The organism is Maribacter aquimarinus, assembly GCF_047345505.1.
Classification (GTDB): Bacteria; Bacteroidota; Bacteroidia; order Flavobacteriales; family Flavobacteriaceae; genus Maribacter.
The window spans coordinates 1-11,340 of the sequence record NZ_JBLFEO010000010.1 but is presented as its reverse complement, the minus strand read 5'-3'; the positions used below and the strand labels follow the sequence as shown (position 1 = coordinate 11,340).

The window sequence follows — 11,340 nt, the reverse complement described above, 5'->3', positions numbered from 1 at the left end:
TTCCAGGCAGGCCTTGGAGTATGGAACCGTTTGGCGGTGCCAATGAAGCACCGCTTCCTTCCCCTCTATCTCTTGGGCCATTTGGTTTGCACCGCACAGGACTCCAACACCTTGGCACAAGACGCGGAGCTGCACCCCGTAACGATCGATGAGGACGATCTGGCCCCTTTTAAGGAAGACCCGGCATTTGATTACGAACTCATGACCTCCCCGGCCCCGGAGTGGTTCCTTGCCCTTAAAAATTGGCTGGGAAACCAACTACTGAAAGTCTTTGAATGGATTTTTGGTCTGGAAAGGGCCAGTGGGGCCCTGAGCGCTTTTTTGGAACTGTTGCCCTATGTGCTGTTGGTGCTGCTTTTGACCCTTGTCATACGTTTTTTCATCAAGGCCAACAACAGGAATATCCTGCAGGCGAAGAAAAACCTGTCCCAGGTGGGGTTGGGCAGTGAGGAGCAACTGATGCAGCGACCCGACCTGCAGGCCCTGTTGGGGGCCGCGATGGCCGATCAAGATTACCGCCTGGCCATTCGCTACCACTATTTGATCAGCCTACAGGAAATGGAACAGAAAGGACTCATTGCCTGGGAACGGCAAAAAACCAACATGGACTACCTGAACGAACTGACACAACCACCATTGAAGGCACTTTTTAAAAAAATAACCCGGTGGTACGACTATATCTGGTACGGCGATTTCCCGGTGGACCAAAAAAGCTATCAACAGATAACACCGGTTTTTTCGCATTTGCAAGACCTCATTAAAAATGGATAAAAGGGCAAAAACCTATCTGTACATCTTTGGGGCAGGGCTTATGGCCATGCTCTTTTTGCAATACAATGCCCCCAAAAAGATCAATTGGTTCAAATCTTACGTGGGCACCCACAAGATCCCCTATGGCACCTATGTGTTCAACACACTGCTAAAGGAAAAATTCCCCGAACGCACGGTACAGGTGCATACGTCTCCCTTCCTTTTTGTAAACCGAACCGAAGCCCCCAGGGGCACTTACGTATTTGCAAATGGGTCCGTTTCTTTTGATAAGGCAGAATTGGATGCCTTGCTCAACTGGACGGCCCAGGGCAATACCCTTTTCGTGGCCTCCAAAGGATTTGATGCCCAATTGACGGATACCTTGAACTTGGAGGTAAACTCCGTCTATGGGGGTTTTGAGGCCATACAAAAACAATCTGTTCAATGGTTGCACCCCAATTTAAAGGTTCCGGATTCCGTTATCTTTGACCGGGACACCTATGCGCTGTACTGGCAGTGGGGAGACAGTACGGCAGTGACCCCATTGGGAACCGTGCAACCCATGGAAGAAGGGCGATCGGAAAAACCGGCCAACTACCACAATGTGGTGCAACGCCCCTTTGGAAAGGGCAACATTGTCCTGAGCACCTTTCCGGAGGCCTTTACCAATTATTTTGTGCTCCAGGGAGACAATAAGGACTACGTGGCCGGTCTTATGGCCCATTTGGGCAACAATGAGACCATTTTTATGGACAACCACCATAAAAGCGGAAAGGCGTTCTACACCTCGCCCATGCATGTTTTTTTGAACAACAAAGCATTGAAATGGGCCTATTACATAGCCCTGGTGGGTGTGGTGCTCTACATCTTGTTTCAGGGGAAACGAAAACAGCGCGCCATTCCGGTGGTGCCTACGCCACAGAACAGGACGCTGGCCTTTACCAGGACCATTGCAGATATGTACTTTGAAAAGGGAGATCAAAAAAATAGCGCGGAACACCGCATAAACCACTTCATGGAGCACTTGCGCCAAAGCTATTACCTGGGAAACATAGGCGATGAGGAAGGCTTTTACAAGAACATTGCATCACGAAGCGGACACAGCCAAGCCTGGGTGGCCCAATTTTTTGGGTTCATGGAAGCCCTTAGAAACAGTGATTCCGTAACCGATGCACAGCTTATGGAGCTCAACAAAAAAATAGACACCTTTAAATCTGGAACCAATGGAAGACAATGACCAAGAGAAAGAACTCGACTTTAACAACCGTATCCCCTTGGAGGGCCTGGCAACAGCCGTGGAAGACATAAAAAAGGAACTGGAAAAGGTGATCATTGGCCAGCACCGCTTTGTGGAACAGCTCATTGTGGCCCTTCTCATAGATGGCCATGTACTGATCGAAGGAGTGCCGGGCATAGCCAAGACCATTACGGCAAAATTGTTCGCCAAGACCCTTAAAACCCAGTTTAGCCGCATACAGTTTACGCCAGACCTCATGCCCAGCGATATTTTGGGCACCTCGGTGTTCAATGCCAAGAGCGCGGATTTTGAGTTCAAAAAAGGGCCGGTGTTCTCCAACATTGTCCTCATTGACGAAATAAACAGGGCCCCCGCCAAAACCCAAGCGGCCCTTTTTGAGATCATGGAAGAGCGCCAAGTGACCATGGACGGCACCACATACACCATGCCCCCGCCGTTCATGGTACTGGCCACGCAGAACCCCATAGAACAAGAAGGCACCTATGCCCTTCCGGAGGCGCAATTGGATCGGTTTTTGTTCAAGATAAAAGTGGACTACCCCACCCTGGACAATGAGGTCATGATCTTAAAGACACATCATGCCCGTAAGGGAAAATTACCGGAAAACACCATAAAAGAGGTCCTTTCCCCAGATGCGCTCGCCATGTTCAAGCAGCAGATCCAAGACATTGTGGTGGAAGATAAGATCTTTAAGTACATTGCCGATCTCATTGCCAAGACCAGAAGCCATCCCCATCTCTATCTCGGGGCTTCCCCAAGGGCCTCCATTGCCAGCTTGAACGCGGCAAAGGCTTTCGCTGCCATCCAAGGCAGGGATTTTGTGACGCCGGAAGACGTAAAGAGCGCCCTGGTGCCGGTACTGAACCACCGCCTTATCCTAACCCCTGAAAGGGAAATGGAGGGGCTGGATACCGGGAAGGTCATAGCCATGATCGTGGAAAGTGTTGCCATACCCCGTTAAATGCAATTCATAAGATCCCTTTACCTACACCCTGTTTTCTTCTGGTATGTTACCGGACTGTCCCTGCTGTTCCTAGGGTCCCATGTCTTTGTGCCGCTCTATGACGTGGCCTGGATGGCCACCCTGGCCCTGCTGGCACTCTTTGCATTTGATATGTACCTGCTCTACCGGGCAGATGGGGTTGTGGCCAAAAGGAGGCTCCCAAAAAAAATGAGCAACGGTGACGCCAACCCGGTAAGCATCCAGGTCCAGAACAAATATGGCTTCGTGGCCCACTTGCAGCTGATTGACGAGCTGCCCGTGCAGTTCCAAAAACGAGATTTTGGGCACGAGGTGCACCTGCGCACCGGGGAGCACCACGAGTTCCATTACCAACTTAGACCTGTGGACCGCGGGGAATACCACTTTGGACAATTGATCGTCTATGCGTCCTCTCCCCTAAAGCTCATCAAAAGAAGATATGGTTTCCAAAAAAACGAGTCGGTGCCCGTGTACCCTTCCATCATTCAAATGCAGCAGTATGATTTTTTGGCCATCCACAACCGTTTATCGGCCATAGGCCTAAAAAAAATAAGACGTATTGGCCATACCCAAGAGTTTGAGCAGATCAAGGAATACGTGACCGGAGACGACATCCGCACCCTGAACTGGAAGGCCACGGCCAAACAAAACCAACTCATGGTGAACCAATACCAGGATGAGCGGTCGCAGCCCGTATATTCCATCATAGATATGGGCAGGACCATGAAAATGCCCTTTAATGGACTTACCTTGTTGGATTACGCCATTAACAGCACCTTGGCCTTTAGCAATGTGGCATTGAAACGAAAGGACAAGACCGGAATGATCGCGTTCTCCAAAGACATAAGCACCCACATCCCCGCCAAATCCAAGATCACGCACCTGAATGCCATTATGGAACAGCTCTATAAAGTGGACACGGAGTTCAGCGATACGGATTTTGGAAGATTGTACGGCCACCTAAAAAGAAAGGTGACCCATAGGGGCTTGCTCCTGCTATACACCAACTTTGAACACATGAGCGCCCTGAAAAGACAACTGCCCTATTTACTGGGCCTTTCCAAACAACATGTCTTGGTGGTGATCTTTTTTGAAAACGCCGAGCTGGAGGACATTGTTAAGGGAAAGGCAAACAATCTACAGGACGTTTACCACAAGACCATTGCGGAAAAGTTCTCGTTGGAAAAAAAGCTGATGCAGCGGGAACTACAGAAATATGGCATTCAGAGCATCTTGACGTCGCCGGAGAAACTCACCATAAACACGATCAACAAATATTTGGAAATTAAGGCCAGAGGGCTTTTATAGGCCCTTCTGATAAAGATAGGCCGCTTGGATATTGGCCTCCAGACTTTTGGAACCTAGGTTGGGGCGGGCCACGAGATTGGGCAGCGCTTTCAGTTTGGGCATGTTCTTAACCACCAGGCAGCCACAATTTCCCCTGCGCCCGCGGCCCCTACGATCCGAGGCATTCCCGGTGAGCAGGTCAAGGGCAAGCCCCGATAGAAAGCCCCCAAGGGCAGCAAACAGCACATCGTCCGTTTGCCACAAATTGCCATTGGAGACATCATAGGTCTCTTTGGCCAGGCCCGCGGCCAAACTGCTGCCCACCGCGCCGGCCCAGGTGAGCTTTTTGTTCCCATTAAAAATCTTATGGGCCGCGTAACCGCCAACGGCGCCAATGGCCACGCCCGCTCCAAAGTGCTTGGCGGCATTGTCCAGCCCTTGGCCAGCCCCAAGACAAACGGTGAACAAACAGATGTACATCAATGCGCTTCTCATTCCATTTTCCTTTTTTTTTTTTGACCGGCGGCCATCTTTTCACCCTTGCGGCAAAAAGTACTGCCGGTAAAATGCATATTCCCATTTAGTGCCAATGGTCCCAAGGCGAACAGGAACACAACAACCATAATGCCCAAAGTTAGGAACGAAAAATGGCCAAAGCTACTTTTTTCGTTTAAACGTTGGAATAATGGAACAACCGAGTACAGAAACACCCTACCGCTGCCCATCTCCACAACGGGGAAAACCCGGCACGGGCACCTTAGCCCCAGAACTCGGTCTATGCAGTTAAAACTCCAATACGGCCATAAATCCGGGTAAAGTAAACCGCTTTGCTAAGTTTGGCCCGGTCAGCGCGGCGATGGCCACCCGCCCAAGTCCTATGGGCGGGTGCCTCGATCGCCAAAGCACAGCTTTTATTGCGGGTTGCTCCTCCATTACCCTGGTCCCATACCCTATTTGGGTTTTGGGCATCCTATTTTATTTAATTGAGGTCAGTACTTAGGTACCTATTACAGAGCCCATTATTGACACAAATGTCAGGCTGAGCGCAGTCGAAGTCTCCCTTGGCTGGTAAATGGTTCTCGACTGCGCTCGAACAGACAATAGTAAAAATTGCTAACCATTTAATAATCAAATAATTACCTTGTATGATTGATAAGTATTTATCTACTGACCTCTATTATTTAAAAATTCCAACACGAATATTGTGGTAACGAAATGGTATTGGCCAGAGGTAGGACGCTAGGACGTAGTGCGTAAGACCAAAAAAACATGTCGGATTACAAACACCCATAAAGTAAGTCACTATAATTCTAGAAGCTACAAATATCAAATCCTAGCCATAACCTCCTCTGGTCCCAAATCAAATTATGTATCAAGGGTTTTTACCCACCAAAACAATGGTATAAGCATTTTAAAAATGGCTTCACCTGTGCCACACCAAATTTTGCTTAATTTGCAACAAAGCCGTTCAGCGCGATATGATCACAAGACTAGGCCAGAGGTTTTCGGATTTTTTTATCAAGGTGATGCCCAGTGCCTATGTGTTTGCCCTGGGGCTCACCTTGCTCACCGGATTGCTTGCCCTTGCCTTCACAGATGCCTCCCCGTTGGACATTTCCCAAGGCTGGTACGATGGTTTTTGGTCCCTGCTGGCCTTTGGCATGCAGATCATCTTGATCATCGTGACCGCGTTCAGCATCGCACAATCCACCCCGGTGGCCAAGGGCATCGATCTTATTGGAGGGTACATACAGACCCCACGGCAAGTGTACTTTTGGGTGGTGTTGCTCGGGGGCCTGCTCTCCCTGATCAGTTTTGGAATGATCGTGGTGGTGGCCATCTTGGCCCGTGCCCTGGCGCTCCGCATCCCAGGAGTAAACTATCCCTTTCTGGTAGCCTGTGTCTATTTCTCCATGAACGGTTGGGTAAGTGGCATTTCCAGTTCCATAGCCCTGTTGTTGAACACCCCGGACAACTTTCTCATAGAAAAGGGCATTTTACTGGAAACGATCTCCACAGGGCTCACCCTTGGCAGCCATTTGAACTTGGCCATGGTGCTGCTGTTCCTTTCGCTGGGGCCCGTTTTGTTCGTTTGGCTGGCCCCGCAAGCCCAGGGAAAGGAAATAGGCGATTTACAGAAAGCGCAAGGCAAAAAAGAGGTCCCTTCCATAAAAGAAGAGGCCAGGGCGCAACGGTTGCCCTACCCTGCGCTGTCCGATGTGCTGAACAACGCGGCCTGGTTGCAGTGTGCCGTGGGGCTTTTGGGACTGGGCTTTATGGCCCACCACTTTTGGAGATGGGGGGTGGACCTTAATTTTAACAACATCATCTTCATTTTTTTGATGACGGCCCTGCTGTTGCACAAGACCCCTTTGCGCTTTGGTATTTCCATGCAAAGGGCCACACGAAATATCTCGGGCATTGTTTTTCAATTTCCGTTCTATGCCGGAATCATGGGCATCATGCTGGCCACCGGATTGGGAGAACGGGTTGGTGACCAGTTGAGCGGCCTGGCCACGCTGCAGAGCTTTCCCTTTTTTGCCTATGTCGCGGGCGGATTGGTCAATTTTGCCATACCCTCTGCTGGGGGGGAGTTTGCCGTCATTGGCCCAAGTATCTTGCAGGCCGTACAGCATTTGGCCCACGCTGCGGGCGCCTCATCTGCGGAAACCACCCAATATATGGCGCGCGCTGCTATGGCCATCGCCTATGGCGAAAGCTTGAGCAATCTGTTGCAACCCTTTTATCTATTGGTGGTCTTTCCCATCATGGGACTGGGCGTAAGGATACAGGCCCGGGATGTGGTGGGCTACCTGGTGATCCCTTTTCTTCTACTGTTTTCGCTGCAATCTCTTTTAGTGGTCCTTGTTCCCTACGGATAAGGGAACCGCAGTGCTTCATCCCCAGAAAAAAATAACATCAACGTGCCCGCTTGGGCCCGGAAGCCTCCTTGGCGTATGGAGAAGGGCCGGCCAAGTATGCCCTATACTTTAAATGGTGCGCTTCTTGAAACCGTCCTTTTTCCTGCACCCCACGGATCAAAAAAATGTAACTTTGCCCAAGTCCCATAGTGTAAAACCTTTTTTGAAAAATTCCATTGATGATGAATCCCATTGTAGCGGCTTTTAAAGAAAAAATAGGCAAGAATGCGACCGACTCCATATCTCCACTGATGCGTTGGTTGAACCCCACCCTGATAGAGGCCGAGGAGGGCCATCTGGTCTTTTCCCATACGGTAAGGGAAGAAATGACCAACCCCATGCACATCTTGCACGGGGGCATTACCGCCGCCATCATGGACGATGCCATCGGGGCCACCGTGTACTCCCTGAACAACAGCAATGCCTACACCACGGTAAACTTGGCGGTGGACTATTTCTCCACGGCCAAGGCAGGGGACACCCTTTTGGCCGAAGCGGAAATTGTAAAGAAGGGTAAACAGATCATGAACGCCCAGTGCACGGTTTGGAACCATGACAAAAGTAGGATCATTGCCAAGGGACACTCCAATCTCATCAGGACCAAATTGGCGTTGTAGGCATCGAGCGCATAGGCCACGGCACTGCTTATCAAGTTTTAGGGCCTTACGCCATCAATGGGGCTCGTTTCCCCATCAAAAAACACCCCCAGCCACCGTTTTCAGACCGTGCATGACACCAAATGCGGTATAACACAACCCCTTTTCGGTGTAGGTCTTTTTTGGGGACGTCCCAACGGATTACTGCAAGCCGACCAATGCCCGGAGGGTTGAGGTACCCGACAGATGCTATAGGAGACCCAAGGGAGCCAGTTTGCCATAACCGGAGCCATCCTCGTTTTGCCAAAACGGGCAATTTCTAGTAGTTGCCCATGGGTAAAGGGTGTGCACCCTAAAGATGAAAATGAGCTTGGCAAGGCCCAGTGGATACATTAAAGTAGGGGCACCCGGAGCATTCCTGCCGTTAAGGACTTGTTCCGTTCTCTTTTTTCATGGGGGCATTTACAAAATCTTCCTTTTGGATTTCCACGAACAACCTTTGGTAACCTTCCTTGGTAAAGTAAAGGATGTCATTTCTTTTGGCGTGCAATTCATACCGCCCGCGGTCATCGCTTTGTACACTTTCTCCCGTTCTACGGTTCAGAACATTGACGTTGCCCACCATTTGGCCCCGGTGAATGGTAAAGCCGGACACCATCCGTTTTCTGGCCCGGACCCTTTCCACTTTCTTCTGATGCCTCTGGGCCTTGGCCTGGGATACGTACACGTCTGTCTGTAGCGACAAGGCTATGGGAATGGCGCCCAACGTCTTCCATTTGTCCTGGCTCACATACCGCTTGTAGGTTGGGCTATGATTGTCCGCTCCTGCCAAGGCGAGCTCAAATTGGCCCTCTCCGTGCACCTTAAGAAGCTCCAGCGAGACAAAGAAATCGTTATGTACAAAAATGTCAAAAGGAGTCAGGTCTATGACAACGTCCTTATCTTTACCGGAAAGGATTTGAAAAACTTCTTTCCCTGACCTATTGAGATGTTGTCCGGGGGCACCATTCTTGGGATCGGGCCCATAAAAGTTAACCCGTACCAAAACGCTGTCTGCCAGATTGCGAAACACTTTAAACTGTAACTGTTTTAGTTGGCGTTTGGCCTCATTTACCTTGATCAAGGTAGCCATTTCCCCGCCCAAGGCCTTATCATCCTTCCAATAACCGAAAATAAGTTCCCCATAATTCTTATAGCCCACGGACTCACTGATGGGCACGGGCAGGGAGCTGCTCACCACGGCTTCATCCAGTTCCATTGGCGCTGGTTCCATGAAAACATCCACGTAACCCTCTTGGTCCAATGGAACGTCTGAAACCGACACGCTTTGGGAAGCATAGCCCAAAAAAGAAAACTGAATGAGGTCATTGTCTGCTATCCTGGAAGCATCCAGGTCCAAGTGGAAGCGCCCACCTTCATCACTAACCGTACCCAGACCTTTATCCAACACACCTATGTTCACAAAGGCCAGGGGTTCTTTGGTCTTTACATCCAAAACCCTGCCCTTATATTCTTTTTGGGCATGGATGGAAACACCGCAGATAAACAAAAAAAAGAAACAAAACTTAGGGCGCATTACGTAAGGGTACAAGCTCAATTAAGGGTAAGGCCCGCGGTGCTCCGTACTTTTAGAAGTTCGGTGTTCACGTTGCGAACGGAAAGTTTAAGCACCTTGGTTTCCTTGCGTTGGGCCTTGGTACCGTAATTTTGGTACACCGTGGCCTTAAGGTAGGTTGGCGTGAGGCTTTTGTTGCCCAAGTAGTTCACGTTCACCTGCCAAGTGCCGGGAAGGGAACCGTCCAACAGCTCATCCTTTATACTGTAGCCAAACAGCTTTTCTTTTATTATCCCTTCCGTATTGTCCGCCAAGGTATGTTTCCAAACATGGTATTGTTTTCCCGGGTTCACGAACTGTAGTTCAAACTCCGCCTCACCGTCGTTCCACTCGAACACAAGAAGCGTGCCGTTGCTTTCCCCATCGTCCACATAGACCTTGTTGCGGTTGCCACGACGCATCAAGGCCGTTTTCTCCAAGGCCAAAAGATTGTTGAACTCCCGATCCATAAGGGGCTGAAAGGTCACGGAATCCATTTCCATAAAACCCTGTTCCAGTAGGTAGGCATACCGGGCATGGATGCCGGCCGCCTGTTTTGTGGCGCCAATGTCCCGGTAGCTCCGGGCCAAATCCAAATAGCTCTGGGCGTAGTGGGGGCGCAAAAGGAAGATGTCCTTGTACACCTCGTGCGCGGCGTCAGGTTGGTTCTGGGCCTCCAACTGGTAGGCCAAGGCCTTGAGCAGCACGGGATTGTCTTCAAAGGCACCAAAGTGGGCATCCACCAACTCTTGGGCCACATCACCACGATCCCACTCCGAAACAAAATAGTGCTGGGCATCCAAGATGAAATAGGGCGAAGAAGCGTACGTGGCCTTTAGACGGGAAAATGTCTCCCGGGCCTCTTTCAAAGTGGCACTCGCATAAAGCTCTTTTTTATATTCCGGCCAGTTGACCTTGAGTTCCGCTGCCGTCAGGGCATTGTCCTTATAAAAATTGTTGCGCAGCCGGGCACGATCCTCCACAACGTTGCGCCGGGCGTTTCCGGCAATGGTATTGACCACGATGACCCCGTTGGCGCCTATGCTCCCATAGGCGATCGTTTGTACAAGGGAACTCAATACGGCCATCCGCTTTACGTTGTTTGGGTCCAACCATAAAGGGACTTCGGCAACAATGAGCCCGTCAATGTCCCACACGGGACTGTTGTTTCCGAACAAGGTGGAAGATCCCCTGATGGTAACCCCGCTATCGCGACCAAAACAATCTCCAAAGACCCGCACGCCCGGCCAACGGTTCCTTAAGATATCCAAAATGCAGGGCGTTATGGGCACTGTTTCACTAAAGTCCATAATTTGGGTCCTGCCCGGACTCCGGGAAACACTGACGTACCCGAACGCCGTTCTAATGATGTCGGTGTCCGTGTTGTAATCTTGGGCCAAATCTTCCTGGGACCTACGTTTGCTCTTGGTCACGGTGACCTCGTCCAGTTCCGTGACATCGGGCACCATAATGGGGTTGAGTATGCGGGTTACGTCCTCTACCCTGATGGCAATGGTCTTCATACCGATGGAGGAAAACTGGACTTCGTCCCCGGTATCCACCTGTATCCGGTAGAAACCGTCACTGTCCGTGTAAGCGATCCTGTCCGTATCAAAGACCGTGACCCTTACGTTTTCCATAGGGACCTTACCATCCGAGACCTTTCCGCTAATGGTGCGCACTTCCTGGGCACTCAAGGTACCCACCATCAAGACGAGCAGCATGCACCGTAAAAAACCATTTTCCATAATACCATTTTATTTTTCATTTCACAATCCGTGTGAAATGTTGATCTGAAATATCATAAAAATAGACGTTATTACTATTTTAGTAACTATTCAGGTTTTAAATGGCAATGGGCCACAAACTGCCGGATAGCCCAAAAACAATCAAAAAAAAGCGGCCCAAATTTGGATCCTATGGAACTATTTCGGATCTTTCGGGAAAAGGCA

General features: G+C 50.1%; 9 protein-coding genes. 6 read left to right on the top strand and 3 right to left on the bottom strand.

All coding sequences use genetic code 11. The features are described 5' to 3' along the window. Positions 1–42 precede the first annotated feature (42 nt). The 4 genes from ACKWCC_RS08850 to ACKWCC_RS08835 are packed head-to-tail and all read left to right on the top strand — an operon-like array spanning position 43 to position 4,298. Positions 43–771, top strand: coding sequence for a DUF4129 domain-containing protein (locus ACKWCC_RS08850; protein ID WP_413995564.1), 729 nt, complete (start codon positions 43–45; stop codon positions 769–771). Further along, a complete protein-coding gene (locus ACKWCC_RS08845; RefSeq protein WP_413995563.1) occupies positions 764–1,987 on the top strand; it encodes a DUF4350 domain-containing protein in 1,224 nt (407 codons plus the stop codon). Before ACKWCC_RS08850 ends, ACKWCC_RS08845 begins: the two co-directional genes overlap by 8 nt. Then, positions 1,974–2,969, top strand: coding sequence for an AAA family ATPase (locus tag ACKWCC_RS08840; RefSeq protein WP_413995562.1), 996 nt, complete (start codon positions 1,974–1,976; stop codon positions 2,967–2,969). The genes ACKWCC_RS08845 and ACKWCC_RS08840 overlap by 14 nt, the downstream gene beginning before the upstream one ends. Continuing rightward, complete coding sequence (locus ACKWCC_RS08835; RefSeq protein WP_413995561.1) at positions 2,970–4,298, top strand: DUF58 domain-containing protein; 1,329 nt, start codon at positions 2,970–2,972, stop codon at positions 4,296–4,298. On the opposite strand, the gene ACKWCC_RS08830 is transcribed toward ACKWCC_RS08835, so the two are convergent. Continuing rightward, complete coding sequence (locus tag ACKWCC_RS08830; RefSeq protein ID WP_413995560.1) at positions 4,293–4,772, bottom strand: hypothetical protein; 480 nt, start codon at positions 4,770–4,772, stop codon at positions 4,293–4,295. The two genes, ACKWCC_RS08835 and ACKWCC_RS08830, sit on opposite strands and share 6 nt — an antisense overlap. A 983-nt stretch (positions 4,773–5,755) precedes the next feature. On the opposite strand from ACKWCC_RS08830, the gene ACKWCC_RS08825 reads away from it, so the two are divergent. Both ACKWCC_RS08825 and ACKWCC_RS08820 read left to right on the top strand, forming a co-directional pair. Then, the gene (locus tag ACKWCC_RS08825) at positions 5,756–7,159 is read left to right on the top strand and encodes a TIGR00366 family protein (protein ID WP_413995559.1); all 1,404 of its coding nucleotides are present in this window, start codon (positions 5,756–5,758) and stop codon (positions 7,157–7,159) included. A 218-nt stretch (positions 7,160–7,377) separates the two neighbouring features. Further along, a complete protein-coding gene (locus ACKWCC_RS08820) occupies positions 7,378–7,815 on the top strand; it encodes a PaaI family thioesterase (protein WP_413995558.1) in 438 nt (145 codons plus the stop codon). Between the two features lie 403 nt (positions 7,816–8,218). Here ACKWCC_RS08820 and ACKWCC_RS08815 read toward each other — a convergent pair whose 3' ends face one another. Together ACKWCC_RS08815 and ACKWCC_RS08810 are read right to left on the bottom strand one after the other, a co-directional pair. After that, complete coding sequence (locus ACKWCC_RS08815; RefSeq protein WP_413995557.1) at positions 8,219–9,289, bottom strand: carboxypeptidase-like regulatory domain-containing protein; 1,071 nt, start codon at positions 9,287–9,289, stop codon at positions 8,219–8,221. Between the two features lie 98 nt (positions 9,290–9,387). After that, positions 9,388–11,136, bottom strand: coding sequence for a carboxypeptidase-like regulatory domain-containing protein (locus ACKWCC_RS08810; protein WP_413995556.1), 1,749 nt, complete (start codon positions 11,134–11,136; stop codon positions 9,388–9,390). Positions 11,137–11,340 lie beyond the last annotated feature (204 nt).

Coding starts and splice junctions, on each gene's coding strand:
- ACKWCC_RS08850 (WP_413995564.1), top strand. CDS start 43: ATGAAGCACCGCTTCCTTCCCCTCTATCTCTTGGGCCATTTGGTTTGC.
- ACKWCC_RS08845 (WP_413995563.1), top strand. CDS start 764: ATGGATAAAAGGGCAAAAACCTATCTGTACATCTTTGGGGCAGGGCTT.
- ACKWCC_RS08840 (WP_413995562.1), top strand. CDS start 1,974: ATGGAAGACAATGACCAAGAGAAAGAACTCGACTTTAACAACCGTATC.
- ACKWCC_RS08835 (WP_413995561.1), top strand. CDS start 2,970: ATGCAATTCATAAGATCCCTTTACCTACACCCTGTTTTCTTCTGGTAT.
- ACKWCC_RS08830 (WP_413995560.1), bottom strand. CDS start 4,772: ATGAGAAGCGCATTGATGTACATCTGTTTGTTCACCGTTTGTCTTGGG.
- ACKWCC_RS08825 (WP_413995559.1), top strand. CDS start 5,756: ATGATCACAAGACTAGGCCAGAGGTTTTCGGATTTTTTTATCAAGGTG.
- ACKWCC_RS08820 (WP_413995558.1), top strand. CDS start 7,378: ATGATGAATCCCATTGTAGCGGCTTTTAAAGAAAAAATAGGCAAGAAT.
- ACKWCC_RS08810 (WP_413995556.1), bottom strand. CDS start 11,136: ATGGAAAATGGTTTTTTACGGTGCATGCTGCTCGTCTTGATGGTGGGT.